The 24,481-nt window shown below is 71.5% G+C and carries 34 protein-coding genes; 33 read left to right on the top strand and 1 reads right to left on the bottom strand.

Going from position 1 to position 24,481, the window contains the following annotated elements; genetic code table 11:
- Window positions 1–111: 111 nt before the first annotated feature.
- The 16 genes from OHA34_RS02200 to OHA34_RS02125 all read left to right on the top strand — a co-directional run bounded on the left by OHA34_RS02200 (window position 112) and on the right by OHA34_RS02125 (window position 10,226).
- The gene (locus OHA34_RS02200; RefSeq protein ID WP_329520533.1) at window positions 112–414 is read left to right on the top strand and encodes a hypothetical protein; all 303 of its coding nucleotides are present in this window, start codon (window positions 112–114) and stop codon (window positions 412–414) included.
- Window positions 411–593, top strand: coding sequence for a hypothetical protein (locus tag OHA34_RS02195; RefSeq protein WP_329520532.1), 183 nt, complete (start codon window positions 411–413; stop codon window positions 591–593). The genes OHA34_RS02200 and OHA34_RS02195 overlap by 4 nt, the downstream gene beginning before the upstream one ends.
- Window positions 590–895: a hypothetical protein gene (locus tag OHA34_RS02190; protein WP_329520531.1), complete on the top strand. Its 306-nt coding sequence runs from the start codon at window positions 590–592 to the stop codon at window positions 893–895. Before OHA34_RS02195 ends, OHA34_RS02190 begins: the two co-directional genes overlap by 4 nt.
- Window positions 896–1,750, top strand: coding sequence for a hypothetical protein (locus OHA34_RS02185; protein ID WP_329520530.1), 855 nt, complete (start codon window positions 896–898; stop codon window positions 1,748–1,750). It begins immediately after the preceding gene.
- A complete protein-coding gene (locus OHA34_RS02180; RefSeq protein ID WP_329520529.1) occupies window positions 1,747–2,427 on the top strand; it encodes a hypothetical protein in 681 nt (226 codons plus the stop codon). The genes OHA34_RS02185 and OHA34_RS02180 overlap by 4 nt, the downstream gene beginning before the upstream one ends.
- Complete coding sequence (locus OHA34_RS02175; RefSeq protein WP_329520528.1) at window positions 2,424–2,678, top strand: hypothetical protein; 255 nt, start codon at window positions 2,424–2,426, stop codon at window positions 2,676–2,678. Before OHA34_RS02180 ends, OHA34_RS02175 begins: the two co-directional genes overlap by 4 nt.
- The gene (locus OHA34_RS02170) at window positions 2,675–2,851 is read left to right on the top strand and encodes a hypothetical protein (protein WP_329520527.1); all 177 of its coding nucleotides are present in this window, start codon (window positions 2,675–2,677) and stop codon (window positions 2,849–2,851) included. The genes OHA34_RS02175 and OHA34_RS02170 overlap by 4 nt, the downstream gene beginning before the upstream one ends.
- Window positions 2,848–3,726 (top strand): hypothetical protein, encoded by an 879-nt coding sequence (locus OHA34_RS02165; protein ID WP_329520526.1) that lies wholly within the window; start codon window positions 2,848–2,850, stop codon window positions 3,724–3,726. Before OHA34_RS02170 ends, OHA34_RS02165 begins: the two co-directional genes overlap by 4 nt.
- On the top strand, window positions 3,723–4,367 hold the full coding sequence (locus tag OHA34_RS02160) for a hypothetical protein (protein WP_329520525.1): 645 nt from the start codon (window positions 3,723–3,725) through the stop codon (window positions 4,365–4,367). Before OHA34_RS02165 ends, OHA34_RS02160 begins: the two co-directional genes overlap by 4 nt.
- The gene (locus OHA34_RS02155; protein WP_329520524.1) at window positions 4,364–4,756 is read left to right on the top strand and encodes a DUF6221 family protein; all 393 of its coding nucleotides are present in this window, start codon (window positions 4,364–4,366) and stop codon (window positions 4,754–4,756) included. The genes OHA34_RS02160 and OHA34_RS02155 overlap by 4 nt, the downstream gene beginning before the upstream one ends.
- Window positions 4,757–4,799: 43 nt before the next feature.
- Window positions 4,800–5,042 (top strand): MerR family transcriptional regulator, encoded by a 243-nt coding sequence (locus OHA34_RS02150; protein WP_329520523.1) that lies wholly within the window; start codon window positions 4,800–4,802, stop codon window positions 5,040–5,042.
- A 488-nt stretch (window positions 5,043–5,530) separates the two neighbouring features.
- On the top strand, window positions 5,531–5,830 hold the full coding sequence (locus tag OHA34_RS02145) for an HNH endonuclease (protein ID WP_329520522.1): 300 nt from the start codon (window positions 5,531–5,533) through the stop codon (window positions 5,828–5,830).
- Window positions 5,831–6,014: 184 nt separating this feature from the next.
- The gene (locus OHA34_RS02140; protein WP_329520521.1) at window positions 6,015–6,446 is read left to right on the top strand and encodes a phage terminase small subunit; all 432 of its coding nucleotides are present in this window, start codon (window positions 6,015–6,017) and stop codon (window positions 6,444–6,446) included.
- Window positions 6,436–8,103: a hypothetical protein gene (locus tag OHA34_RS02135; protein WP_329520520.1), complete on the top strand. Its 1,668-nt coding sequence runs from the start codon at window positions 6,436–6,438 to the stop codon at window positions 8,101–8,103. The genes OHA34_RS02140 and OHA34_RS02135 overlap by 11 nt, the downstream gene beginning before the upstream one ends.
- A 22-nt stretch (window positions 8,104–8,125) precedes the next feature.
- Window positions 8,126–9,526, top strand: coding sequence for a phage portal protein (locus tag OHA34_RS02130; protein WP_329520519.1), 1,401 nt, complete (start codon window positions 8,126–8,128; stop codon window positions 9,524–9,526).
- On the top strand, window positions 9,501–10,226 hold the full coding sequence (locus tag OHA34_RS02125) for a VG15 protein (RefSeq protein WP_329520518.1): 726 nt from the start codon (window positions 9,501–9,503) through the stop codon (window positions 10,224–10,226). The genes OHA34_RS02130 and OHA34_RS02125 overlap by 26 nt, the downstream gene beginning before the upstream one ends.
- Here OHA34_RS02125 and OHA34_RS02120 read toward each other — a convergent pair.
- Window positions 10,202–10,723 carry a hypothetical protein gene (locus tag OHA34_RS02120; RefSeq protein WP_329520517.1) on the bottom strand — a complete coding sequence of 174 codons (522 nt, stop codon included), beginning with the start codon at window positions 10,721–10,723 and terminating at the stop codon, window positions 10,202–10,204. The two genes, OHA34_RS02125 and OHA34_RS02120, sit on opposite strands and share 25 nt — an antisense overlap.
- Before the next feature lie 63 nt (window positions 10,724–10,786).
- Between OHA34_RS02120 and OHA34_RS02115 the strand changes: the two genes are divergently transcribed.
- The 17 genes from OHA34_RS02115 (at window position 10,787) to OHA34_RS02030 (ending at window position 24,462) form a co-directional block, all read left to right on the top strand.
- Entirely contained in the window at window positions 10,787–11,341 is a 555-nt protein-coding gene (locus OHA34_RS02115; protein WP_329520516.1) for a hypothetical protein, read from the top strand.
- A gap of 40 nt (window positions 11,342–11,381) precedes the next feature.
- On the top strand, window positions 11,382–12,251 hold the full coding sequence (locus OHA34_RS02110; protein WP_329520515.1) for a P22 phage major capsid protein family protein: 870 nt from the start codon (window positions 11,382–11,384) through the stop codon (window positions 12,249–12,251).
- A gap of 6 nt (window positions 12,252–12,257) precedes the next feature.
- Window positions 12,258–12,584 (top strand): SAP domain-containing protein, encoded by a 327-nt coding sequence (locus tag OHA34_RS02105; RefSeq protein WP_329520514.1) that lies wholly within the window; start codon window positions 12,258–12,260, stop codon window positions 12,582–12,584.
- A 1-nt stretch (window position 12,585) separates the two neighbouring features.
- Window positions 12,586–13,260: a hypothetical protein gene (locus OHA34_RS02100; RefSeq protein WP_329520513.1), complete on the top strand. Its 675-nt coding sequence runs from the start codon at window positions 12,586–12,588 to the stop codon at window positions 13,258–13,260.
- Between the two features lies 1 nt (window position 13,261).
- Window positions 13,262–13,696 (top strand): hypothetical protein, encoded by a 435-nt coding sequence (locus OHA34_RS02095; protein WP_329520512.1) that lies wholly within the window; start codon window positions 13,262–13,264, stop codon window positions 13,694–13,696.
- Window positions 13,697–14,044, top strand: coding sequence for a hypothetical protein (locus OHA34_RS02090; protein ID WP_329520511.1), 348 nt, complete (start codon window positions 13,697–13,699; stop codon window positions 14,042–14,044).
- Window positions 14,045–14,587: a methyltransferase domain-containing protein gene (locus OHA34_RS02085; protein WP_329520510.1), complete on the top strand. Its 543-nt coding sequence runs from the start codon at window positions 14,045–14,047 to the stop codon at window positions 14,585–14,587. It abuts the gene before it with no gap.
- Window positions 14,584–16,191 carry a glycosyltransferase gene (locus OHA34_RS02080; RefSeq protein ID WP_329520509.1) on the top strand — a complete coding sequence of 536 codons (1,608 nt, stop codon included), beginning with the start codon at window positions 14,584–14,586 and terminating at the stop codon, window positions 16,189–16,191. The genes OHA34_RS02085 and OHA34_RS02080 overlap by 4 nt, the downstream gene beginning before the upstream one ends.
- Window positions 16,191–16,475: an HK97 gp10 family phage protein gene (locus OHA34_RS02075; RefSeq protein WP_329520508.1), complete on the top strand. Its 285-nt coding sequence runs from the start codon at window positions 16,191–16,193 to the stop codon at window positions 16,473–16,475. Before OHA34_RS02080 ends, OHA34_RS02075 begins: the two co-directional genes overlap by 1 nt.
- Window positions 16,472–16,855, top strand: a complete 384-nt coding sequence (locus OHA34_RS02070; protein WP_329520507.1) for a phage tail termination protein — start codon at window positions 16,472–16,474, stop codon at window positions 16,853–16,855. Before OHA34_RS02075 ends, OHA34_RS02070 begins: the two co-directional genes overlap by 4 nt.
- A 66-nt stretch (window positions 16,856–16,921) precedes the next feature.
- Window positions 16,922–17,578, top strand: coding sequence for a phage tail tube protein (locus OHA34_RS02065; RefSeq protein ID WP_329520506.1), 657 nt, complete (start codon window positions 16,922–16,924; stop codon window positions 17,576–17,578).
- A gap of 98 nt (window positions 17,579–17,676) precedes the next feature.
- Window positions 17,677–17,850 carry a hypothetical protein gene (locus OHA34_RS02060; protein WP_329520505.1) on the top strand — a complete coding sequence of 58 codons (174 nt, stop codon included), beginning with the start codon at window positions 17,677–17,679 and terminating at the stop codon, window positions 17,848–17,850.
- Between the two features lie 17 nt (window positions 17,851–17,867).
- Window positions 17,868–18,236, top strand: coding sequence for a hypothetical protein (locus OHA34_RS02055; RefSeq protein WP_329520504.1), 369 nt, complete (start codon window positions 17,868–17,870; stop codon window positions 18,234–18,236).
- Window positions 18,237–18,292: 56 nt separating this feature from the next.
- A complete protein-coding gene (locus OHA34_RS02050) occupies window positions 18,293–18,742 on the top strand; it encodes a hypothetical protein (RefSeq protein ID WP_329520503.1) in 450 nt (149 codons plus the stop codon).
- Window positions 18,743–18,760: 18 nt separating this feature from the next.
- Entirely contained in the window at window positions 18,761–22,324 is a 3,564-nt protein-coding gene (locus tag OHA34_RS38385; RefSeq protein WP_443029611.1) for a phage tail tape measure protein, read from the top strand.
- A complete protein-coding gene (locus OHA34_RS02035) occupies window positions 22,325–23,260 on the top strand; it encodes a hypothetical protein (RefSeq protein WP_329520502.1) in 936 nt (311 codons plus the stop codon). It begins immediately after the preceding gene.
- Complete coding sequence (locus OHA34_RS02030) at window positions 23,260–24,462, top strand: siphovirus ReqiPepy6 Gp37-like family protein (RefSeq protein WP_329520501.1); 1,203 nt, start codon at window positions 23,260–23,262, stop codon at window positions 24,460–24,462. Before OHA34_RS02035 ends, OHA34_RS02030 begins: the two co-directional genes overlap by 1 nt.
- Window positions 24,463–24,481: the final 19 nt, after the last annotated feature.

Genomic DNA, 24,481 nt, shown 5'->3' with positions numbered 1-24,481 from the left:
GGGCCCGCCTCCACCACCTCACCAGGAGGCCACGGTGACCGCCCCCCAGCAGCCCGCCCCCGCGCGCAGCAGCGTCGCGGGGGCGGGCGCCACCCACGAGGAGGTGGCCCCGTGAGGCACCGCCCCACCGTCACCTGCGCCTGCTGCGGGCGCACCGGGGAGCACGCCGGCCGCGGCTGGATCCTCGCCTGCCACCGCCGTTGGCGTGCGGCAGGCCGCCCCGACACCGGACCACCCCCGCCCTCACGCCGCTACCCCTCCACCACGGCCGCCGCCATCGCGGGCCGGATCGAGGACTACCGCGAGCTGACCCGCGACCACGGCCTCACCGTCACCGCAGCCGCGCTTCGTCTCGGCGTCGATGCCCGCACCGCGTTCCGGTACGAGGCAAGAATCCGCAAGGAGGCGCCGTGATCTCCCCGCTGATCGTGACCATGACCGAGGGCTGCGCCGTCGCGACCTGCCACAACGCGTCCTGTGCGCGAGCTGGCCGCACCGTCCCCCACGAAGTCGCCCGCGTCGCCACCCTGCGCACAGCCGAGAACGCCGCCGACCGGCACCTGAAGGTCATCAACCGGAGGGCGGCCGGATGAACGACGAGTTGGCCGAGCGGGTGCGGTCACTGGAGGCCGAGCGTCTCCGGCCCGTCCCTCCGCCACCGTCCCGGCCCGTGCGGCGCCTCACTCCCGGCGAGATGGACGAGCTGTGCGAAGCGGTGTGCCCGCCCGACGACCCGCACCCCGAGCTACAGAGCGACGCCGCCGCCCGACTGGAGGACTACGCGTGGCTGCGCGGACAGGGCGAGCCCATTGAAGAGGCCGCCCGCCGCGTCGGCGTCCAAGCGAAAACCGCCCGCCAAAAGTACGAGCCGCAACTCAAGAAAGAGAACGCCTGAATGACCTGGTTCAAGGTCGACGACAGTTTCCATTCACATCCCAAGGTGATGGCGGCCTCGCCCGCGGCCCTGGGGCTATGGGTGGTGGCGGGCTCGTGGGCGGGCATGAACCTCACCGAGGGGCACGTCCCGAGCCACGTTCTGCCGCGTCTGATGCCGAAAGCAGAGCGTTTGGCGCGCGAACTCGTCGCCGTTGGCCTCTGGGACCGCGTCGAAACCGGCTTCGTTTTCCACGACTGGACGTCCTACAACCCGACCCGTTTGGAGGCCGTTGCGGCGCGGGACCGGCAGTCGTCGGGAGGGGCGATCGGGAACCATCGCCGCTGGCACGAGAGCAAAGGCAAGGTCGATCCGTCGTGCCGGTACTGCCGCAACAACGATCGCCCCACCGATCGGGTAGGCGATCGGGTACCCGACGGGGGGACCGAGTCGGTACCGAATCCCCCGTCCCGGCCCGACCCGACCCGAGTAAGGGATGCCCCCCCGGCTACGCCGGGTCCCCCCACGGGGGGACGACGAGGCGAACGCCTCCCCGACACCTTTTCCGTGACCGAGGAAATGGCGGCCTGGGCCCGGGAGAAAGCACCCTCCTGCGGCACCGCCGACCACGAATCCTTCTGTGACTACTGGCGCGGCGTCCCCGGCACCAAAGGCCGGAAATTGGACTGGGTCGCCACCTGGCGGAACTGGATGCGCCGTGAGCACGAACGCCGCGCCCGCCCCGCAGGCGGCCGGCCCGCCGTCGGCCGCTCCACCACCGATGACCGCGTCGCCCAGGCCCAAGCACTCAAGGCCGAATTCGGCGGCGGCCACGACCAGCCGCCCCTCAACCTCATCCGCGGAGAACTCGCATGATGACCCACGACCAGATCATCGATCTGCTGTCGCTGGCCGCCGCCCGCGACCGCCGCACCATCGGCAGGGCCGACGTCCTCGCCTGGCACGACGACATCGGCGACCTCCCGCTCGACGACTGCCGCGAGGCGATCGGCATCCACTTCCGCGAGTCGACCGAGTGGCTGCTCCCAGCGCACGTCCGCCGGATCGCCAAGCGGCTCCGCGACGAGCGCGGCGGCGTCCCTGGTCCCGGACTGTCCCCGCCAATACCCGACGCCGACCCCGACGACGTCCCCGCCTACCTCGCCGCGCTCCGCCGCCAGGCCGCCGCTTCTGCCGCCGGGCAGGACGTCCCCGCGCTGGAGGCCGGCGAGACCGCGAGCTACGACGACAACCCGCACGTCCGCCAGATCCTCCGCCGGTTCGAGGCCGAGCGGGAGGGCGCCCGCCGCCGCAAGGTCCAGCAGGACACCGCCGACCGCGAGGCGCTGAAGGTCTACCGGGAGGCCGTCGAGGAGCTGCTCGCACTCTCGGACCACGGCCAGGCCGCGACCGAGCAGGCGCGGGCCGAGCTGCTGTCCGAGGCCGAGGCCGCCGCCGGGTTTCCGCGCCTCGCCGCGCTGGCGGGCGTGACCGACGAGCACAAGATCGTCATCCGGGCCGCGCACCTCGCAGCGAAGGGCGACGCGGCATGAGCGCCCGCGACGCCGACCTCCAGCGCGCCATGGACCGCGCCGCCGCAGAGCTCGCCCGGCGCCTGGACCCGTGGGCCGCCGGCATGCAGGACCCCGCCGCGTTCGCCGCCGCCTACCTGGAGTGGTGCGCCGAGCAGGGTCTCCGCCTCATCCCGCGCCCCGCCCCGATCCAGCACGCCACCCCCGGTGCGCCGCCGAGCGTCGAGTGGCGACGGGCCGCAGCGGAGATCCGCGGGGAGGACGCGCCGTGACCAGCTGGTCCATGGTCCGCCCGGCGCGCCCGGATACGTGGGAGCAGCCGCCGCCGTTCGTGGCGCTGGAGGCCCGCGTCCTGGAGCACCTGGCGCTGGAGACCGCCCAGTCCGACCCGCTGACCGCTGCCCGCATCCTGTTCTGGCCCCACGAGTCCCAGGAGATGCCGTGAGCCCTATCCCCGCACCCGAGTCGCACCCCGCGCTGTCCGGGGTGCCTGAGGGGCGTACAGCGCTCCGCGACCGGATCGCCGAGGCGCTCTACCAGTGGACCGTCAAGCAGGCGGCAGGCGGCCCGTTCCGGCTGCTGCCCCGCGACGAGCGCGTCCTCCGTGAGAACTCGCTCGCCCGCGCCGACGCCGTGACGCCGATCGTTGAGGAGCTGCTGGCCGAGTTGGGCCCCGAGATCGCCGACGCCGACGCGACGTTCGCGCAGATGCAGGCATCGCAGGCCCAGATCGACCGGCTCCGCCGCCAGGTCCGGACCTACAGGGGCTTGAAGGACGTCTACCTGCGGGAACGCAACGCCGCGCACGCCGAGCTGATCAAAGCCGAGGACCTCATCGAGCGGCTGTGCGACGACCGGGAGGCAGGGCAGCGCGTCGTCAAGGCCGCGCTCACCGAGCAGCGCCAGCGCGCCGAGGAGGCCGAGGACCGGCTCCGCGTCAGCACGCAGGCGTACGAGCAGCTCGCCGACCGCCACGCTGACGCCGAGGCCACCCGCGACCGCTGGCAGAAGCGCGCCGAGGCGGCTGAGCGGGACTTCGCGACCCTCGGCAACCTGTACGTCTCGGCATGCAAGGGGCGGCAGGCGCTTGAGCAGCGCGCCGAGAAGGCCGAGGCCGACCTCGCCCGGCGCGCCCGCGAGTGGCAGGACGAGCAGGCCGCCCGGATCGCGGCGGAGCAGGCCACCATCGCCGCCCAGGCCGCCGTGCAGCGGGTGAAGGCCCTCGCCGCCGACATGCGCACCTGGTGCAGCCCGCACGGCATCGCCCCCGACTACGCCAAGCGCATCGAGGAAGCCCTCGACCAGAAGGAGACCCGTTGAGCGACCTGTGCGTGACCCCGCACGACACCGAGCGCCGCGCCCTGCCCGGCCTCCGCCTCTGCCCGGCCGACTACGACCGGCTGCGCGGCGACCTCGGGGGCCTGCCCCGGATGTACGAGGACCTCGGGCGGGCGCTCGGTGGCGGGATGTCCGGCGGCGGAGACGGGCGCGTGTCCGGATCGCCCACGGTGCCGCTACCGATCAACCCGGCGGTCGCGGACCACCGCGACCAGATCCGGCACGACCTGGTGTTCTGGACGCTGTTCATCGCGGAGGAGCGGGGGCTCGGGCTGCCGACCAACGAGGTGCCCGCCATCGCCGGGTGGCTGCTACGGCACGTCGACTGGATCGCCGCCACGCTCCCGGCCGCCGAGGAGTGCCCGCCCGTCATCTGGGGGCTGGCGTCCCGGGCTCGGTCCCTGCTCGCGCCGTCAGGCGCACGCAGGATCGAGATCGGGCCGTGCCGGGAGACCGTGGACGGGGAGGCATGCGGCGGGACGCTCTACGCCACGGTGCGCAAGGAGGACGACCCGCGGCCGAGCGTCATCTACTGCGGCGGGGCGTGCGGACTGGAGATGGGGGCCGAGTCGTGGCGAAGGTTCGGGCAGACCTACCTGCAAGGCGAGAGGATGGCGGGATGACGCTGGAGGAGTTCGTCAAGGCCCGACTGGACGAGGACGAGCAGGTGGCGCGGGCGGCTGCGTGCATGCGCGATGAGGTCGACCCTGCTCGTGATCTGAACAGAGGGCATTGGGAGGTGATCAACCGGCAAGCCGTGCATGGGGGCGATCAGGATGGCGTCTGGACCCACATCGTGCGCCGCGCAGACACCGAACCAGTAGCCGTCCACATTGCCCGCCATGACCCGGCCCGCGTGCTGGCCGACGTCAAGGCCAAGCGGACGCTGATCGTCGAACTGGACAGCTATGGCGGCCCAGAGACGGCGGACGCCTACTACGTCGTCCTGCGCCACCTCGCCACCGTGTACGACACCCACCCCGACTACCAGGACGACTGGCGGCTCTGGTGAGCGGGTTCGTGAGTCGCCTCACGAACCCGTCCGTGAAGCAGTCGTGAGGATCTCCACGCGGGACGCCGCCCGCATCTACCGCATCCCCGCGCGCACCATCCGCCGCTGGCATGCCGAGGGGCGCATCACCGAGCCCGAGATGCGCAAGGGGTGCGCGTACTGGGACGCCGAGGAGATCGAGCAGATGGCCGAGCTGCGGACCGGTAGGCGGCGGCTGCCGCGGGCGGGCCAGGCGGCGACCTCGGAGCGGGGAGTTACCGCAACGTTGGTAGAAGAACCGCGTTAGCGCGCTAGCGTGTCTCCAGCAGGTGCAGTTCTAAAACTGCGAGCGGGGCGCCTCGAAGGACGCCCCGCTCTGTGGGCGGCACGGTGAGAGCCTAGTTACGAAGCCGGACTTTCACCGTGCCGTTCGGCGCCGACGCGTGACGACAAACGCCGCAATGGTCACGCCAAATAGCGTGACCACGACAGACGTCTCGTATCCGACATGCGTCGACATACGCCGATGTTGCGCCATATTTTCACCTCCCTCCATTGCTAAAGGGAAGTCAGGCGGGATCGACATTAGTCGTCCCATCGGCGCTGCGTCCGAGGTTCACCGATAACGCCACAACCAAGCTCCTGGCGCGCCCGGGTTGCGCAGTGATCTCGTAGTGACCTACTCTCTGTGATAACTCACCAGCAGTATCTGCCGGTAGGTGACCGCCAAGGCCCAGGCCCGGAGAGCCCCGCTCCCGGGCCTTCGCCATGCACACCCCGACATCGGAGGTGCGCATGGCCTGGGAGAACAGCAACCGAGCCGACCGACTACCGAAGGACTGGCGCCGCACCCGCGCCCGCATCCTCCGCCGCGACCGCCGCACCTGCCAGCTCACTGGGCCCGACTGCATCGGCACCGCGACCGAGGTCGACCACATCCAGGCCGGCGACGACCACGACCCCGCCAACCTCCAGGCCGTGTGCACCAGGTGCCACGCCTCCAAGAGCGGGCACGAGGGCGGCACCGCATCGACCCAGGCGCGAGCGGCACGGCCACGGCTCCGGCCCGCCGAGTCACACCCTGGGCTGCTGTGACCACGGCACCCAGGTCACGCCGCGTGACCGTCGGGGTGGGGGGTGCCTCCCCCCAGGGGGTCAGCTCCATCGGTTAGCCATAGCAGGTCACTGTGCGTACGGGTCGGAGGCCCCGGCGGTGACGCCACGTGACCCCCCGCGATCCCCGTGCGTGACGCCGGGTGACGAGCAGTCGGAGGTGCCCATGGCCGTGCCCGGCCCCCCTCCCGCGGAGGCCAAGCGGCGCCGCAACGCCGACACCTACGAGGGCCACGAGGTCACCGTCACCGAGGACGCCCCGGTCGACGCCCCCGAGCTCCCGTACGCGGGCAAGTACTCGCAGGCAACGTGCGACTGGTACGCCACCTGGTGCCGGTCGCCGCAGGCCGCAACGTTCACCACGACGGACTGGCAGCGCCTCCACATGATCGCGCCGCTGGTGAACGCGTACTGGGTGGAGCCGTCCACGAAGGTCATGGCCGAGATCCGGCTGAACGAGTCGCTCCTCGGCGCCACGCACGTCGACCGGCTCCGCGCCCGGATCAAGGTCGAGAAGCCGACCGCCTCGGACGCCGCCCCGTCCGGTGTCGCGGACATGCGGGCGGCAAGGCGCCGGCGGATGTCGGATGCCTCGTGAGCTGGTGTACGCCCCGGACCACAATCGGGACCTGAGCCTCGGCCATCTGGCGTGGGCATGGACGGAGCACTTCGCGGTGCACGGTCCGGGCGACGTGCAGGGCGACCCGGTGGAGCTCGACGGCGAGTTCGGCGGGTTCATCGTGGACGTGTACGCGCTGCGGCCGGAGGGTCGGCGGCTGTACGACTCGGCGGTCATCTCCCGCGGGAAGGGCCGCGCCAAGTCGGAGCTCGCCGGGTTCATCGGGCTGTTCGAGGCGTTCGGGCCGTGCCGGTTCGCTGGGTTCGCCGAGGGTGGCGAGCGGTACGTGTGGCGGGACTTCGTCTATGAGTTCCAGCCGGGCGAGCCGATGGGCCGGCCGGTCACCTACCCGTTCATCCGGATCCTGGCGACCGAGGAGTCCCAGGTCGGCAACACCTACGACAACATCTACTTCAACCTGACCGAGGGCCCGCTCGGCGAGGATCTCCCGACGGGTGCGGCGGGCATCACGCGGACGCTGATCCCGGGCGGTGGCGAGATCCGCCCCTCGACCGCCTCGTCCAGCTCCAAGGACGGCGGCAAGGAGACCTGCACCGTCGCCGACGAGACGCATCTGTACGTCACGCCGGAGCTCAAGCGGATGTACGTGACCGTCGACCGGAACTGCCGCAAGCGCAAGTCCGCGCAGCCGTGGCTGTTGCAGACGACAACGATGTACCAGCCGGGCGACGGCAGCGTCGCGGAGAAGACCCACGAGCGCGCCAAAGCCATCGCCGAAGGCCGGTCTCGAGCGGCGCGGCTGCTGTTCGATCACCGTGAGGCGCCGGCCGAGGTCGACCTGGCCGACCGCGACCAACTCCGTGCGGCGCTGGCCGAGGTGTACGGGCCGTTCGCGTCGGTGCTGGACCTCGACGGGATCATCGAGAACGAGTTCTGGAACATCGAGAAGGACGTCGAGGACTCGCGCCGCTACTTCTTCAACCAGCCGACGGCGGCTCGGGACGCGTGGACGACGTCGCCGCAGTGGGCGGCGTGCGCCGACCCCGGGCGCGTGGTCGCCGACTCCGACCCAGTGGTGCTGTTCTTCGACGGCTCCAAGTCCGACGACGCCAGCGCGCTGGTCGGTTGCCGCGTCGAGGACGGGCACCTGTTCGTCCTCGACTGCTGGGAGAAGCCGACCGGGCCGGCCGGGGACGGCTGGGAGGTCGACCGTGCCGACGTGGACCGGGTGGTGCGGGCGACGTTCGAGCGGCACGACGTGGTGGCGTTCTTCGCCGACGTCGCCGAGTTCGAGTCCTATATCGACTCGTGGGCGGCCGAGTTCGGCGATCGGCTGGTGATCCAGGCGACGGCGGGCCGGTACGCGCATTCGGTGGCGTGGGACATGCGGGCGCACGTCCGCGAGTTCACCGAGGGCGCTGTCCGGACCGAGATCGACATCCGTGAGCGGGACCTGACTCATGACGGCGATGCCCGCCTCACCCGGCACGTGCTGAACGCGCGCCGGCGCCCGAACCGGTACGGCGTCACGATCTCCAAGGAGGGGCGCGAGTCCCCCAAGAAGATCGACCTGGCGGTCTGCGCGATCGGCGCGCGGATCGCCCGCAGGCAGCTCCTCGCCTCGGCGGCGTGGACGAAACGCAAGGCCCGCAAGCGCACTGGCAGAGTCTGGTGACCACGATGGAAGGGGGCGCCCGGTGGCGGACGTGATGCGCCCCAAGGCCGTCGAGGAGCTCGTCGGGGACCAATTGCTTCCGCTGTGGGAGTCCGAGCGGGAGCGCCTGGACCGGGTGGACCGCTGGTACCGGTGGCAGGCCGACGACGTGCGCGTCCCGCGCGCCGCGACGCCGGAACTGCGGTCGCTGGTGGAGCTGTCCAAGACACCGTGGCTGGGCCTGGTCGTGTCGACGATCGCGCAGGCGATGTACGTGGACGGCTACCGCTCACCGGACGGCGAGGCGGCGACCGCGACGGCGTGGGAGGCGTGGCAGCGCAACGACTGGGACGCCCGCCAGCTCGCGATCCACCGCGGCGCCCTGGCCTACGGATACTCGTTCGCGACGGTGATGCCGGGCGTCGACGGCGACGGGCAGCCGGCCGCGGTGATGCGCGGCGTGAGCCCGCGGCGCATGCAGGCCGTCTACCAGGACCCGGCCGAGGACGACTGGCCGATGTACACGATCCGGTGCGAGTCGTCGGGCAGCGCGACGATACTGCGGGTCCTGGACGAGGAGGCCGAGTACTTCCTGTCGATCGAGCGTGGGAGCGACCGGCCGGTCTTCATCGAGCACCGTGAGCACGGCATCGGCGTCTGCCCGGTGGTGCGGTACTGGGATCACCGTGACCTGGACGGCCGCACGCCGGGCGAGGTCGAGCCGTTCGTCCCGGTCGCCGCGCGGATCAATAAGACGTCGTTCGACCGGATGATGGTCCAGCACTTCTCCAGCTGGAAGGTCCGGACGGCCGCGGGCATGACCAAGCCGGAGGATGAGGGCGAGGTCAGGCAGGCGAAGCTGGCGCTTCGGCAGGACGACATGCTCATCGCTGAGGACCCGGACACCAAGTTCGGGACGCTCGACGAGACGCCGCTGTCGGGCTTCATCTCGGCGTGGGAGTCCGACATCGAGGCCCTGGCCGCGGTGACGCAGACCCCGACGCATGCCCTGACCGGCAAGCTCATCAACTTGAGCGCGGAGGCGCTGGCCGCCGCCCGTGCCGCGTTGACGCAGAAGGTCGCCGAGTACCAGAAGGGCTTCGGTAAGAGCCACGACCAGACCTTGAAGCTCGCCGCGCACATCGAGGGCGATGCGGGCGCTGCGACGGACTGGCAGGCGCACGTCACCTGGCAGGACATGGAAGTCCGGTCGTTCTCGCAGGCGGCGGACGCGCTCGGGAAGGTCGCGCAGATGCTCGGCGTCCCGGTCCGCGCGCTATGGCCGCGGATCCCGGGCGTGACCAAGACCGACGTGGACGAGTGGTCAAGAATCGCCGACGAGTCCGACACGGTCGGGGCGCTGCTGACCGAGATGCAGGCGCAGGCCGAGACCGGTGCGGCCGTGGAGGTGGCGCCCGATGGCGGCGACCGCGCAGGGTTCTAGGCTCACCGCGCAACAGCGCCAGCTTCAGCTCGCGCTGCGGGCCCTGACGGTCCGGGACGTGATCGCGGTGTGGCGGCTGCTGGACCCGACCGCGCTCGGGTCGACGTGGCCGGGCGTGGAGACCGCGCTGGCCCGGATCGTGTCGGCCCGCCGCACGCAGTCGGCGCTGCTCGCCGCCCGGTACATCAGCGCGTTCCGCGCCGCCGAGCTCGGCGGAGGGACCGCGCCGGTGGTGCCCGAATCTCCTGTCGACAGCGCGGCGCTGCGCACGTCGTTGGCAGTGACGGGCCCGGCGACGATCGAGCGGTTGGCCCGCACGCAGACGCCCGCGGTCGCTGGCCGGACGGCGATGACGCGGGTAGTCGGCGCGGTGACCCGACATGTGCTGGACGGCGGCCGGGCGATGCTGACCGACACGATCCGCGCTGATCGGCAGGCGCTCGGCTGGGCACGGTCGGCGTCCGGGTCGGCGTGCGCGTTCTGCGCGATGCTGGCCGGCCGCGGACCGGTGTATCGCTCCGAGCGGACCTCGCAGTTCCGGTCGCACGACAACTGCGGCTGCGGGATCGAGCCGGTATACAGCCGAGACGCCGCGTGGCCGGCGGGTTCTGAGCGGCACCGCGAGCAGTGGGATGCCGCGACGTCCGGCTTGTCCGGCGCGAAGGCCCTGAACGCCTATCGGGCGTCGCTGCCCGGGTGACGCAGATGCATGGCGCGTTTGTTGCCGAGCCCGTGTGCTTTGACCTGGGTGACAAGCCGGGCCTGCGCGTTGTTGATCTGGCTGCGTGATACGCCGAGCCGGGCGGCGGCGTCTTCAAAGGTGACCGGTCCTTCGGCCAGCAGCTCCAGCAACTGCTGGTCGAGGTCCGTCTTGCCCTGGCGGGCCTCGGTGCGGGCCTGCTGGCGTTCCTGCCGGGCCTCGGTGCGGGCCGCTTGTCGGTCTTCGGCCTGCTCGGCACTGATGGCCTTGCCGTTGAGGCCGACCTTGCCTGACAAGGCGAGGCCGCAGTGCTGGCACTCGGTGCCGGTCTGAGTCAGTGGCCCGGACGCGCCGGGGACGAGCACACCGATGCCGTTGCCCTGGGTGTGGATCTTGCCTCCGCATCCCGGGCAGAAGGCGCGGTTGTTCCAGATTCCCATGCGCACAGCTTCAACCAGCGCAGCCCGCAGTGACCAGTTCTTGCCGACACCGGCCACTTTGAGACTTCCGCGCCCCGGTGGCGCGGGCCCGCCCACCCCATGACCCCTGGAGGGTTACGCATGGCCGAAAACGAAGACCCGCAGACCGAGCCGGTCGAGGACGCCCCGGAGGCACCCGAGCAGCCCGAGAGCGTGGAGCCGGAGCCGTTCGACCCCGAACGCGCCAAGGCGAAGATCTCCAAGGCCAACAGCGAGGCCGCGAATCTCCGCAAGCGCCTGCGAGAGCTGGAGCCGCTCGCGGCGAAGGCCAAGGAGCTGGAGGACGCCTCCAAGACCGAGGCCGAGCGCCTCAATGAGCGCGCGACGGCCGCCGAGAAGCGCGCCGCCGAGACCGAGATGGCCGCGATGCGGCTGGAGGTCGCACTCGACAAGGCGCCCGAAGGGACGCCGCTCGTGCAGCTCCGCAAGCTCGCCAAGCGCCTCAGCGGCGCGACGCGCGAGGAGTTGGAGGCCGACGCCGACGAGCTGTTCGCCGACCTGGCCCCGGCCGGGCCCGGGAAGCCGCCGTCCCGGCGCCCCACCGAGCGCCTCAAGGGCGGCGCGGACCCCGAGCAGGAACCCGAGCCGGATCCGTCGGATCTGGCCGCAGCGGTGCTGAAGCGGCGCCGCTACTAACCATGCGGCGACGTTCGCCGCTGAGAGAAGGAGAGCCCTCGTGGCGAACACGTTCGTGACCGCCAAGCAGGTGTCGGCCCTGGCCGTGGCCCTGCTGGCCCGCAGCCTGGTGCTGCCCGGCACCGTCTCCCGCGTCCCGGCGACCGAGTTCGCCGGCGACAACGGCGACACCGTCACCATCCGGGTCCCGACCCCGAGCGCGGCCCGCACCCAGACGACGCCCGGCACGGTCATCACCTACGACGACCTGTCGGAGACCCCGGTCGATGTGACGCTGGCACACCTCTACCACGCCACCCGCGTCACCGACGAGGACATGTCGTTGAAGATCGTGGACTTCGGTGCGCAGGTCACCAGCATCCAGGTCGACGCGGTCGCCCGCGGCGCCGAGGACCGCCTCGCCGCCGTAATGAACGCTCTGCCCGCCGATGACGCGACCGTCACCGGCGCCAACGTCGCCGGCGCGGTGCTGGCGGCCCGGACCGCGCTCGGCGAGGCCGACGTGCCCGCCACCGACCGGTTCCTGGCCGTCGCGCCCGACTTCGCCGAGCAGATCCTGGGCCTGGAGACCTTCAGCGCCGCAGACTCGGCGGGCGACGGTGGCGACGCGCTCCGCGAGGCGATCATCGGCCGGTTCCGGGGCTTCACCGTCGTGGAGTCCAACGCGCTGACCGCCGGCACCGCGCTGGCCTACCACCGCTCCAGCTTCGCGTTCGCGAACCGGGTGCCGGTCGCGCCGGAGTCGCAGCCCAAGACCGCCTCGGCGATCGTCGGCTCGGTCGGCATCCGGCAGGTGTTCCAGTACGTCCCGGACCGCCTCGCCGACGCCTCGGTGGTCAGCACGTTCGCCGGTGCGGCGCTGGTCGACGCGGACCGCGTCTACAAGCTGTCGCTGACCGCGGAGTCCTGATCCGCAATGCCGACGTGGCAGAACACCCGCACGGGCGAGGTCGCTGAGCTGCCCGAGGCGTCCGCGGACGCCTCGGGCGCGGAGGCGGCGCTGGCCCGGCGGATGGCGGCGGCGCTGGACCGGTCGGCGCGGTGGGAGCGGATCACCCTCCCGCCCGCCGTCCGGCCGCGCACGGCCACCGCCGACAAGGTCAGCCAGTCCGCCGGGGACGATGTCGAGCCGCCGGCGGACCTGACGTCATGGACGCTCACACAGCTCCGCGCCGAGGCCGCCCGCCGCGGTGTGCCGACGTACGGCACCAAGGCGCAGATCACCGAGCGGCTGTACATCTGACGTGGACGTCGTGTACGTGGTGGGCCCCGGTGGCCGCAGCGACGAGCTGAGGTTCTCGCTGCGGTCCCTGGCCCATGTCCCGCACGGCCGGGTGTGGGTCGCCGGGTACTGCCCAGCGTGGTTGACCGGCGTCGGGCGTATCCCGGTCGCCCAGTCCGGGTCCCGGTATGCATCCTCGGCCGCCAACCTCGCCGCCGCCAGCGCCCACCCCAACGTGTCCGGCGAGTTCTGGCTGTTCAACGACGACTTCTTCGTCCTGGCCGGTCCCCCGGACGGTGCCCGCCATCGAGGGCCGGTCGCGGACATGGTCGCCGGGCTGGGGCATGGCGCGTACCGGGCGGCGGTCACCGCGACCGGGCGCCTGCTACATCACCTCGGCCACCCCGACCCGGTGAGCTACGAGCTGCACGAGCCCATGAGGGTGGACAAGGCGGCCATGGGCGAGGCGCTCCGGGCCGGCCGGGTGATGGCCGCGCCGCTGCCCCGGTCCTTGTACGGCAACCTCGCCGGGCTCGGCGGGGAGCAGGTCGCCGACTGCAAGGTCCGCGGGCTGCACGACCCGGTCCCGGCCGGCGCCTGGTGTGTGTCGACGTCGGATCGGTCGTTCGCCGCCGGGCTCGTCGGCCGTCAGATCCGCGGCCTGCTTCCCGAGCCGTGCCGATATGAGAGGGGCTGAGATGGCACTGCCGCTGCTGGCGACACCCGCCGAGCTGGCCGACGAGGTCGACGACGCGTCCGTGGCCGACTCGCCCCGCGCGGTGCGGCTGCTGTCGCGCGCGTCGGCGCTGGTCCGCGCCTACACCGGGCGCACGTTCACCGACGACAACGGCGACCTGGTCGAGCCCGTCCCCGACGCCGTCCATGAGGTCGTCCTCGCCGCTGCCGCCCGCGCCTGGCGCAACCCTCAGGGCTACGTACAGGACACCACCGGCCCGTTCACCGTCCGCTGGTCCGAGCGCACCGCCGACGGGGTCTACCTGACCGGCGACGAGCGGATGATGCTCGGCTCGTGGCGCACGTCCGGCCTGTGGACTCTGCGCGCCGAGCGCCGTGACACCTACCTGGACCAGGTCCGCGAAGACCTGGACCCGCACCGGCTGGGGGTGTACTGAGTGCCGATCTCCGCAGGTGAGAGCATCACCCGCATCCGCCTCACCCCCGGCGGCCGGGACGCCTACGGCGACCCGCTCGGCGACATCAAGGACCGTCTCGACATCACCCCGTGCGCGCTGGCGCCCCGGCAGTCCGGTGAGCAGATCGGCGACGGCCGGTACGCCGTCACCTCCGGCATGGACCTGTACGCCCCGGCCGGCGCCGACATTCTCCCCTCCGACCGGATCGAGGCCCGCGGCGTCGTCTACGAGGTGGACGGCGAGCCGGGCGACTGGGTGTCGCCGTACACCTCCCGCCGACCCGGACTGGTCGTTCCCCTCACCCGCGTCGCCGAAGGGACCGCATAGATGCCGACCTCCGACTCCGAGGGCAAGGACTGGGCGCGCTCGGTCATCGAGCGGATCGCCCCGGCCACGGTCGTCGACATCGGCCCCGGCGAAGGCACCTACGCCCAGCTCGCCCGCGAGGCGACGCCCGGCGCCCGGTGGATCGCCGTGGAGGCGTGGGGCCCATACGTGCCCGCTCACGGCCTGTGGGACCTGTACGACTGGGTGATCGTCGGCGATGTGCGGCACGTCGACCCCTACAGCATCGTCCGGCAGCCGGATCTGGTCATCGTCGGCGACGTCCTGGAGCACATGGCCCAGGCGGAGGCGCGCGGGGTGCTGGCGCGGCTGCGGGACTGGGCGCACCACATCCTGGTCTCCGTCCCGCTCGCCCATCACGACCAGGGCGAGGTCGCTGGGAACTGGTTCGAGATCCACCGCGAGCACTGGACCGGCGCCCAGATGCGCCGCGAACTCGGGCCCGGCCTGGCCGAGGCGCACGAAGGCTCCGTCCTGGGCTACTACCTGTGGTCGGCGGACCGCGCCGTCCGGGGCGGCCGATGACGCGCGTAACCGTGGCGATCCCGTTCCGGGGCGGCGCGCTGGACCGCGAGATCCACGCCGAGTACGTAGCGGCCCGGCTCGCCGAGATGCTCCCCGAGGCACAGCACCTTGTCGTGGACGTCGAAGGCGAGTTCAGCCGGGCACGTGCCCGCAACGAGGCCGTCCGGCAGGCCGGTGACGGAGTCGTCGTACTGTGCGACGCCGACACCGTGCCGCAGGAGGCGCCGCTCCGCGACGCGATCGCCGCGGCGGCCGACGACGGCCGGCTCCACCTGCCGTACACGACGTTTCGCGGCTTGAGCGCCGAGGGCACCCTCGCCGTCTACGCCCGCGGCCTGGACCCGCACCACGCCCCCGCCGCCGAGACGTCCATGCGGTCGATCGGCGGTATCTGGGTGATCCGCGCCGACGCGTACTGGCAGGCCGGGGGCATGGACGAGCAGTTCCGGACCTGGGGGTTCGAGGACGACGCGTTCTGGGCCGCGGCCGGGACGCTGCTGGGCGAGCCGGTGCGGCACCACGGCGTCATCACGCACCTGCGGCACGAGCAAGCCGCGCGGATCGGGTCGCCCGCCTACCGCCGCAACCGGGCCCGCAACCAGCTCTACACGCGGGCCCGGACCAGCCCCGAGCAGATGCGGCGCCTCGTCGGCGTCCCCGGCCACCGCTCCCTGCGGGTCGTCGCGCTGGCCCACTACTACCCGCCTGCGCATCGCGCCGGCGCCGAGCTGATGCTCCACGAACTGCTGCGCGCGCTCGCCGACCGCGGCCACCAGGTCACGGTGTGGGCCACCGATGAACAGCGCGCCGCCGTCGTGGACGGCATCACCGTCCACACCGGCACACCTGGACGCCTTGCCGCCGACGTGGTCGTGTCCCACCTCAAGAGCGTGCCGCTGGCCCGCCGTGTCGCTCGCATGGCGCGGGCCCGGCTCGTGCAGGTCGCGCACTCGGCCGCCCCGTGGATCGCCCAGGACGTGGCCCGCGGCGCTGACCTGATCGTCGCCAACACCCATCACGTGGCCGCTGCGCTGCCCGATGCGCCCGCGCCGCGCCTGGTGGTGCACCCGCCGGTGTGGCCGGACCGGCACGCCACCACCCCGGGCGACGCCGTCACCCTGATCAACCCGCTGCCCGAGAAGGGCGCCAAAGTCTTCTACGAGCTGGCCGAGCGACTCCCGGACGTCCCATTCCTGGCCGTGGAAGGCGGCTACCAGCAGCGGCAGCAGATCCGCCGCGACGACCTGCCGAACGTCACCTGGCAGCCGCACACCGCCGACATGCGCACCGACGTGTGGGCCCGCACGCGGGTGCTGCTCATGCCGAGCGCGGAGGAGTCCTACGGGATGTGCGCGATCGAGGCCGCAGCCTCCGGCATCCCCACGATCGCGGCGCCGACCGACGGGCTCCGCGAAGCCCTCGGCGACGCCGGGACCTTCGCCGACCCCGGCGACCTGGACGCCTGGGAACGCGCGGTCCAGCACCTGCTCGGCGACGGCTGGGGACCGGCCTCCGTGCGGGCCCGAGCACTGGCCGCGGGGCTCGACCCGGCTGCGGAGCTGACCGCCTGCTGCAAGGCGATCGAACACCTGAAGGAGGCGTAATGGCGGGCCCGCGCGTGAAGTACGAGGCGGACCGGCGCAGCATGCGCGCGTTCCTGTCCTCGCCGGAGATGGCCCGGATCGTCGAAGCCGTCGCCCGCAAGGGGCAGGCTGCGGCGCGGGCGCTGGCGCCCCGCGACACCGGCGACTACGCCGGCTCACTCAAGGTCGACGTGCAGGTCTATCGCGACCGGCAGCTCGCGGTGCTCTACAGCACCTCCCCCTACGCCGGCCTGATCGAAGCCCGTGAGCGAGTCCTGGGCCGCGCCGTGGACCACATGCGATGACCGACCTCGCGCCCTACGCCGACGCCGAACAGCTCCTCGTCACCGCCCTCGCCGGGTTCGGCCGGACCGGGACCGTACTGCCCGACGACCTGCGGGACCTGCCGCTGTTCGTCCGGGTCCGGCGGCTCGGGGGAACGGACGACCGGGTGACCGACCAGGCCCGGATCGCCGTAGAGGTGTTCGCCCCCACTCGTGCGGCGGCGTGGGAGACGGCGCGGCTCGTGCAGCAGCGCCTGATCTCAGGCCCGACCCGCGTCCCAGGCGCCGGCGTCATCGACCGCGTGCGGACCGAGGTCGGCCCCCAGGACCTGCCGTACGAGGACCCGCGGATCCGTTGCGTGTCGGCGACCTACCTCGTCTCCGCGCGCCGCCCCGCCTGACCGCCACATCAGCCCGCCCGGCTACCGGCCCCGCGTGGGGCATCACCATCCCGAGAGGAGTGGGTCATGCCCGCGTGGGAGACCCTGAAGAACCACCAGACCCAGCTCATCCGCAAGGCGCTCGAAGGCAGCACCTTCATCGCGCCGATCAGCGCCCCGTCGATCGCGTCGCTGACCGGCCCCGACAGCGCCCTTCTAGCGCTGCCGACCGGGTACGTCGATGGTGGCCTGATGAGCGACGACGGCGCCCAGTTCTCGTCCGAGGTCGACAGCTCCGACATCACCTCGTTCGGGCACGTCCAGCCCACCCGCCGCGACATCACCTCGGACGTCACCACCCTCCAGGTCTCGTTCCAGGAGACCAGCAAGCTGACGACCGCGCTGTACACCGGCGTCGACCCGGACACGATCCTCGCGGACGCCACGTCCGGCGAGGTCGTGATCCCCAAGCCTGACAGGGCGAACCCCCGCTACTACCGGGTGCTGACGATCGGCGTGGACCTGGCCGACGCGGGCGAGATCTACATCGCCCGGTACCTGCCGCGCGCCAGCGTGACCGACAAGGACGACCAGAACTTCCAGAGCAGCGACGATGAGGCGTTCGGCTACCCCGTCACCCTGACTGGCTACCTGGACTCCGGCGCCGGATACGCCGAGGCGTACTTCTTCGGCGGCCCCGGCTGGAAGGCGCTGCTCGCCGACATGGGCTTCGACGGCTCCTGACCCCCGACCCCGCGGCGGCCGGTCACCCGGGCGGGCGCCGGCCGCCGCGGCCCCACCGACCCGCCCCACCCCCCGCCCGTTCTCGACGAGGAGACCTCATGGACCCCGAGATCTACGTCGCGCCCGACGGTTCGACGATGACCGAGGTGACCACCCCGACGGTGGCTGTCCGGCTGCGCGCCCGCGGGTGGCTGCCCCTGGACGAGGCCGGATACGACGACGCGCCCGGTGACCTCTGCAAGCTCTCGCCCGAATCCACCACCAACCGCTGATCTGAAGGAGCCCGCCCATGCCTCCCCGTCGTTCCGGCAACCCGGCCGTCCGTGCCAAGCCCTCAGCGAAGAAGAAGGCCGGCTTCTCGCTGGCCAAGTACCGCGAGGAGGCGGGCGGCGAGCCGTTCCCGCTAGAGGTCGACGACGGGCACGTCATCGAGATCCCCCGACCGACGGGCGGGGTGATGATGGAGCTCGCCGAGAAGTACGCGGCGGGCACCGACGGGCAGACCGATCCGCGCGAGCAACTCCGCGACCTCCTCGGCGAGACCTACGACGAGGTCATGCCGATCCTGGAGGCCGAGGACTTTGCCGTGATGTTCGCGTTCCTCAACGACATCGTCGAGTTCTTCGGCCTGGGGGAAGCGCTCGCCTCGCTCGGCTGATCTCCGAACTTGGAGACCCGATCGAGGCCGACCTCCGACAGCGGTACGGCGTCGACATGCTCGACCTGTGGCGCGGCACGCTCTCCCCGCGGACCGTGCTCAACCTGATCGACCGGCTGCCGCGGGACTCGCACTACGTCGCGGCGATGGCCGATGACGACGACCTCGCCGACCAACTCGCCGCCCGCGAGGACGACAAGACGCCCGCACCCCCGCCGCCGATGACGGACTGGTCAGCCGATCAGGCGACGTTGACGCTCATCGCGGACCGGCTCGGGGAGCTGCTGACGCTCACCGCGGCGGCCAACAGCAAGAAGAAGCCGCCCAGCTACAAGCCCCTGCCGCGCCCGGTCACAGCCGCACAGCGTGCGAAACGGCGCCGCCGCGAACGCAAGTACGAGCTGGTTACTACCGCCCTGGCCACGGCTGCCGCACAGGGGCGCCCGTCCATGGACTCGGTCACCGCCGACCCGACCCACACCGCAGCGCCTCCGAAGCGCCGCTGACACGACGGGAGGCACGCCATGGCGTTCCAGGCCGGGACCGTGTTCGTCCCTGTGATCCCGTCGCTGCGCGGGTTCCAGTCCCGCATCGCCAGAGAGGTCGGCGGCGCCGGGCGCCAGGCTGGACAGTCGTTCAACCGCAGCTTCCAGCCCGAGGTCGAGCGTGGAGCGTCCGGTGCTTCGGGCCGGATCCGCAGCGCCTTCGGCGGCCTGAACAAGGTGATGACCGGTGTGGCCATCGGCGCCGGCGCCGCGTTCACGGCGGCGCTCAGCCGCGGCCTGGACGTGTCCTCCGCACAGGGCAAGCTCAGTGCCCAACTCGGCCTGACAACCAAAGAGTCACAGCGGGTCGGCCGCATCGCTGGGCAGTTGTACGCGCAGGCGTACGGCGACTCGATGGAGGACGTCAGCGCCGCGATCACGTCCGTGATCCAGAACATGGACGGGATGCGCACCGCGTCGTCGGGCGCGCTGAAGGAGACGACGGCGCAGGCCATCACCGCCTCCAAAGTGCTCGACGCCGACGTGAACGAGGCGACCCGCGCGGTTGCGCAGATGATGCGCACCGGGCTGGCGAAGAACTCCAAAGAGGCGTTCGACATCCTCGTGGCCGGGGCCCAGCGTGGCGCCAACAAGGCTCAGGATCTGCTCGACACGATGAACGAGTACGGCACTCAGTTCAGGAAGTTGGGCCTCGACGGCAAGACCGCGATGGGCCTGATCCAGCAGGGGCTCCAGGGCGGCGCGCGCGACGCGGACCTGGTCGCCGACGCCCTCAAGGAGTTCAGCATCCGAGCCGTCGATGGCTCGGACAACACCACCGCCGCATTCAAGTCCCTCGGGTTCAATGCTGCGGCGGTGGCGAACACGATTGCCATGGGCGGTCCGCCTGCCTCTGCGGCGCTGGACATGGTGCTGGATCGGCTGCGGGGCATCAAGAACCCAGTCGACCAGGCCCAGATCGCCACCAAGTTGTTCGGGACGCAGGCCGAGGACCTGGGGCAAGCCCTCTTCAAGATCGACCCGTCCAAGGCCACGCAGGGCCTCGGCAACCTAACGGGCGCCACGGACCGGGCCGGCAAGGCGATGCAGGAGACCGCCGCCGCGAAGTTCACCGCGTTCAGGCGCTCGGTCGAGACGAACCTGACCAACGTCATCGTCAACGATGTCCTGCCGCGCCTGGAGGACTTGCAGCGCGCCGGCTCCACTCTCGGGATCACTCCATCTGGTGTCGTTCAGGCGGGGATCGCGCTGACCGGCCTGGCCCTGGCGTTCAAGACGGTGAGCCTGGCGGCGACGGTCGCGACGGCGAGCGTGGGTCGCTTCTCGATCGCGTCCACCTTCGCCGCCGGCGCGACCGCCGCGACCCAGTTCGTCGGCGGGCTGCGGAACGTCAGCCTGGCCTACGCGGCGAATGCGACGATGGCAACCCGGCTCGGCGCCGCGATCCGCGCGCAGATCGTTCTGTGGCGCGCGCAGGCGGCTGCGGCGGGCGTATCCACCGCGCGCGTGATCGCCGCTGCTGCGGCCCAGCGCGTTGTGGCGGCGGCGACCGCGATCTGGACGGGTGTGCAGTGGGCACTGAACGCCGCGCTGACGGCGAACCCGATCGGATTGATCGTCGCTGCGGTGGCGCTACTGATCGGCGGGATCGTGCTCGCCTACACCAAGGTCGGCTGGTTCCGCACGGCAGTGAACGCAGCCTGGGCGGGCATCAAGACCGCAATTGCGGCGGCGTGGGCGTTCATCAAGCCCGTGTTCATGCAGATCGCGCACATCCTGATCAACGTCGTCGGGACGGCACTGCGCTGGTACTGGGCGTACGTCCGCTTCGTCTTCACGACGGTGTGGACGATCATCCAGTTCACCTGGAACCTGATCAAGCCGATCTTCATGGCGATCGTGAGCTTCCTGCGCGGCACGCTCGGCGTCGCGTGGATCGTCCTGCGCAACGTGATCAAGGTCGTGTGGATCGCGATCCAGATCTACATCAAGGTCGCATGGACGCTGATCAAGGGCTACTTCAACCTGATCAAGTGGTACATCACCAGCGTCCTCGCGCCGATCTTCCGCTGGCTCTACAACAACGTGATCAAGCCCGTGTGGGCGGGGATCAAGACCGCGATCGGCCTGGCATGGGCGGGGATCAAGGCGATCTGGAACGCGCTCCGCGGGGCGCTGGCGGGCCCGCTGTCGGCCGCGTTCCGGACCGCGAAGTCGCTCATCATGGCCGTCTGGTCGGCGATCAAGAATCACATCTCCAGCGTCTACAACGGCGGAATCAAGCCCGCGTTCGACCGGCTGAAGTCCGCCGTCGGCACGGTGAAGAACGCCTTCAAGGCCGCTGTCGACGGGATCAAGGCGGTCTGGGACCGGCTGAAGAACATCGCCAAGGTGCCGGTGAATTTCGTCATCGGGCTGTACAACGACGGCATCGTCAACCTCGTCAACAAGATCGCTGGCGTGGCCGGGATCAAGACGCGGCTCGACAAGATCCCCAAGTTCCGGACCGGTGGCATCTTGCCGGGCTACTCGCCGGGTGTGGACTCCCTCGTCGCCGCGGTGTCGCCCGGTGAAGCGATCATGCGGCCGGAGTTCACCCGCGCCGTCGGCAGCGGGTTCGTCCACTCGGCGAACGACGTGGCGCGCCGCTCCGGCGTCGAGGGCGTCCGCAAGTGGCTGCACGGTCCCGGCGCCATCGGCGGCGAGGGCATGGCGTTCGCCCGCGGCGGCATCGTCCCTGGCTTCGCCGGCCAGTTCGGTCTCGGCGGGATCGTGGACGGCTTCGTCAAGGGCGTCAAGGACTTCACGATCGGCAACGTCGGAGCCGCGGCCAAGGGCCTGCTCGGCAAGATCCTGTCCCCGCACGTGCCCGGCTCCGGCATCCTTCGTGACGTCATCGCGCAGATCCCCGCCTGGATCAAGGACAAGATCCTCGGCTGGGTCACCTCGAAAGCGCAGGGCGGCGTCGGCGGCAAGGGCGTCCAGCGGGCCCTGGCCTACGCCCGCGCGCAGGCCGGCAAGCCCTACGTGTGGGGCGGCGTCGGGCCAGGCGGATTCGACTGCTCGGGGTTCATGTCGGCGCTGACCAACGTCATCAAGGGCCGCAGCCCGAACAGCCGCCTGTTCACCACGCACAACTTCACCGGCGCCACGAACGGCCCCCAGGGCTTCGTCGAGGGCCTGCGCTCCGGCTTCACCGTCGGCGTCACGAACGCGGGCGTCGGCCACATGGCGGGCACCCTAGGCGGCGTCAACGTCGAGTCGTCCGGCTCGGCCGGCGTGCACATGGGCCCCTCGGCTCGCGGCACGAGCAACTCGATGTTCGGCATGAAGTACGGCCTGAAGTTCGACGACGGCGGCCTACTCCACAAGGGCCTGAACCTTGCCTACCACGGCACGAACCGACCCGACCGAGTCCTGACCGACTCCCAGTGGAACGCGATCTATGGGGCTGCACAGGGCACCGACGGGCCCGCCACCTCGTACACGATCAACGCCCGCACCGCGGACTTCACGGTGCGGGACTTGGAGGTGCTCCAGCGCAAGCAGGACGCCCGCGCCCGGATCGGGAGGCCCCGGTAGATGCCGATCCCTTCTGGAGTCGCCGCCCCGCCGCCGGTTCAAATCCCCGGCGTCGGGTTCGCGACCGCGACGTTCTTCGAGGCCGACGGGACCGCGTGGCCGCTGACCACCGAGTCCGCCGGGTGGTTCACCCTGTCCGAAGGTGTGTCGGGACTCGACGCGGCGCCCTACGAGCTGACCAAGGACGACCACCCGCGGGGCGGATCGCGGCTGCGGTACGTGCAACCGCTGGAGCGGGCGATCATCTGGCCGCTGTACGTCTACGGCGACAGCCACATGGAGTTCCTCGCGCGATGGCGGGCGCTCACGGCCGCGTTCACGCGGACGCTGCGCCTCGGTGCGGGCTGGCTGGAGATCGGCCGCCCGGACGGGTCCCGCCGCCGCATCGCCGTCACCTATCAGGACGGGTTCGAGGGCCAGGGCAAGCAGGGCACCGGCATCACCAGCGACTCCGCAGTCCTCACCCTGTACTGCGAGGACCCGTACTGGATCGACCCGGTCCCGGTGAGGGCCCGCCGCGAGTTCTCCGAGGGCGTCGACTTCCTCGACCCGTACCCGAGCGTTTCGTCCTCGCAGGTGCTCGGCGCCACCACCCTGGTCAACCCGGGTGATGTGGAGGCGTGGCCTGTCTGGACGTTCACCGGCCCGGCCTCCCTCGTCACCGTCACCCACACCGGCACCGGAGAGTCGTTCTCCCTCGACCCGGGCGCGGTCGGGCACGGCGACCTGCTGGCCGGCGAGAAGGCGACGGTGACGACCGACCCGCCGCGCGTCCGCTACCAGGACGGCGCGAACTGGGTCGGTGCGCTGAGCTGGCCCGCGGCGACGCTGTGGCCCCTGCGGCCAGGCGTCAACGCGGTGACGTTCCAGCTCGACGGCGCCGAGAACGGCTCCGCGGTCGACCTGTCGTACAACGCCCGATACGAGACCGCCTGATGGCGATCAGCCTGCTGGTCACCGACCAGGCCCTGAACGTCGTCGGCGATCCGATCGACGGCTGGACGAACCTCGACGTCACCCGGCGGTTCAACGAGCCCGCGTCGGGGACGGTGACGCTGCCCGCGTGGCCGGAGGTGCTCGCGCAGCTCCAGCCCGGCCACCGCCTCGTCGTGATCCGCGACGGGCAGATCTGGACGGCCGGCCCGATGGAGATCCCCTCCGAGATCGAGATCGGATTCGGTGGCGGCGACTCCGGCGGCGAGCAGGCCCCGCCCGGCGTCGTGTCCATCAGCTTCGCTGACGACCTCGCCCGTGTTGCCGGATATGTCACCTGGCCAGCCCCGGCGTCGGCGTGGGCGTCACAGCCCGCGGGGACATGGCGCGTGATCACCGCGACCGGCTCGGAGTCCATTATCCGGACCCTCGTGAACGAGAACTGCGGGCCGGGCGCGCGGACCGACCGGCGGATCCCGAACCTGGCGCTCGGCGATGTGTCGGGCGCCGGGTCGACGACGCTGGTCAACACGAGGTTCGAGGCGCTGCTCGACACCTGCCGCCGCGTCGCCGTGGACGGCGGCGGCGTCGGGTTCCGCACCCGGCAGGCGGGCGACCAGATCCTGTTCGAGGTGTACGAGCCGCGGAACCTCACCTCGACCGCGCGGTTCTCGTTCGCTCTCGGCAACCTGCGATACCTGCGGGCGAAGGCCAGTGCGCCGACGGTGACGCACGCGCTCATCGGCGGGAGCGAGCAGGGCGGCGAGGAGGCCGAGGGCGGCGGGACCACGCCGTTCACCCGGACGTTCGTCGAGGTCGCCGACACCGCGCAGGCCACCAACTGGTATCGCGTCGAGAAATTCGTTGACGGGTCCGAGGCCGACGACTCCGCCGGCGCCCTCACCCAGGCCGGCAACGAGGAACTGTCGTCGGGCGCCGCTCCGATCGAGCTGGCGACCGTGACCGTCGACACCGCAGACCTACGCGCCGGCGTCGACTACGACCTCGGCGACCGGGTGACGGTCGCGCTCCCGACCGGTATCGAGGTCGCCGACCTGGTGCGCTCGATCCACCTCACGGCGACGCCGAAGACCGGCGAGTACGTGAGCGCGCTGATCGGCTCCCCGGAGTCGACCACCGACCCGCAGATGGTCCAGACCGTGCGCGAGCTGACGCGCCGCCTGAGCCGCATCGCCGCCCGCTGACCCCCACCACGAGGAGGAC

The sequence above is a fragment of the Spirillospora sp. NBC_01491 genome, assembly GCF_036227065.1.
Lineage (GTDB): Bacteria > Actinomycetota > Actinomycetes > Streptosporangiales > Streptosporangiaceae > Spirillospora > Spirillospora xylanilytica.
This window is presented reverse-complemented; position numbering and strand designations above follow the sequence as displayed.

Excerpts from the sequence above, each read along its gene's own strand:
- OHA34_RS02060 (WP_329520505.1), top strand. The coding sequence starts at position 17,677 with ATGGACCCCGAGATCTACGTCGCGCCCGACGGTTCGACGATGACCGAG.
- OHA34_RS02095 (WP_329520512.1), top strand. The coding sequence starts at position 13,262 with ATGGCACTGCCGCTGCTGGCGACACCCGCCGAGCTGGCCGACGAGGTC.
- OHA34_RS02050 (WP_329520503.1), top strand. The coding sequence starts at position 18,293 with ATGCTCGACCTGTGGCGCGGCACGCTCTCCCCGCGGACCGTGCTCAAC.
- OHA34_RS02085 (WP_329520510.1), top strand. The coding sequence starts at position 14,045 with ATGCCGACCTCCGACTCCGAGGGCAAGGACTGGGCGCGCTCGGTCATC.
- OHA34_RS02075 (WP_329520508.1), top strand. The coding sequence starts at position 16,191 with ATGGCGGGCCCGCGCGTGAAGTACGAGGCGGACCGGCGCAGCATGCGC.
- OHA34_RS02125 (WP_329520518.1), top strand. The coding sequence starts at position 9,501 with ATGGCGGCGACCGCGCAGGGTTCTAGGCTCACCGCGCAACAGCGCCAG.
- OHA34_RS02140 (WP_329520521.1), top strand. The coding sequence starts at position 6,015 with ATGGCCGTGCCCGGCCCCCCTCCCGCGGAGGCCAAGCGGCGCCGCAAC.
- OHA34_RS02055 (WP_329520504.1), top strand. The coding sequence starts at position 17,868 with ATGCCTCCCCGTCGTTCCGGCAACCCGGCCGTCCGTGCCAAGCCCTCA.
- OHA34_RS02070 (WP_329520507.1), top strand. The coding sequence starts at position 16,472 with ATGACCGACCTCGCGCCCTACGCCGACGCCGAACAGCTCCTCGTCACC.
- OHA34_RS02185 (WP_329520530.1), top strand. The coding sequence starts at position 896 with ATGACCTGGTTCAAGGTCGACGACAGTTTCCATTCACATCCCAAGGTG.
- OHA34_RS02080 (WP_329520509.1), top strand. The coding sequence starts at position 14,584 with ATGACGCGCGTAACCGTGGCGATCCCGTTCCGGGGCGGCGCGCTGGAC.
- OHA34_RS02175 (WP_329520528.1), top strand. The coding sequence starts at position 2,424 with ATGAGCGCCCGCGACGCCGACCTCCAGCGCGCCATGGACCGCGCCGCC.
- OHA34_RS02065 (WP_329520506.1), top strand. The coding sequence starts at position 16,922 with ATGCCCGCGTGGGAGACCCTGAAGAACCACCAGACCCAGCTCATCCGC.
- OHA34_RS02115 (WP_329520516.1), top strand. The coding sequence starts at position 10,787 with ATGGCCGAAAACGAAGACCCGCAGACCGAGCCGGTCGAGGACGCCCCG.
- OHA34_RS02135 (WP_329520520.1), top strand. The coding sequence starts at position 6,436 with ATGCCTCGTGAGCTGGTGTACGCCCCGGACCACAATCGGGACCTGAGC.
- OHA34_RS02145 (WP_329520522.1), top strand. The coding sequence starts at position 5,531 with ATGGCCTGGGAGAACAGCAACCGAGCCGACCGACTACCGAAGGACTGG.
- OHA34_RS02190 (WP_329520531.1), top strand. The coding sequence starts at position 590 with ATGAACGACGAGTTGGCCGAGCGGGTGCGGTCACTGGAGGCCGAGCGT.
- OHA34_RS02155 (WP_329520524.1), top strand. The coding sequence starts at position 4,364 with ATGACGCTGGAGGAGTTCGTCAAGGCCCGACTGGACGAGGACGAGCAG.
- OHA34_RS02035 (WP_329520502.1), top strand. The coding sequence starts at position 22,325 with ATGCCGATCCCTTCTGGAGTCGCCGCCCCGCCGCCGGTTCAAATCCCC.
- OHA34_RS02030 (WP_329520501.1), top strand. The coding sequence starts at position 23,260 with ATGGCGATCAGCCTGCTGGTCACCGACCAGGCCCTGAACGTCGTCGGC.
- OHA34_RS38385 (WP_443029611.1), top strand. The coding sequence starts at position 18,761 with ATGGCGTTCCAGGCCGGGACCGTGTTCGTCCCTGTGATCCCGTCGCTG.
- OHA34_RS02180 (WP_329520529.1), top strand. The coding sequence starts at position 1,747 with ATGATGACCCACGACCAGATCATCGATCTGCTGTCGCTGGCCGCCGCC.
- OHA34_RS02105 (WP_329520514.1), top strand. The coding sequence starts at position 12,258 with ATGCCGACGTGGCAGAACACCCGCACGGGCGAGGTCGCTGAGCTGCCC.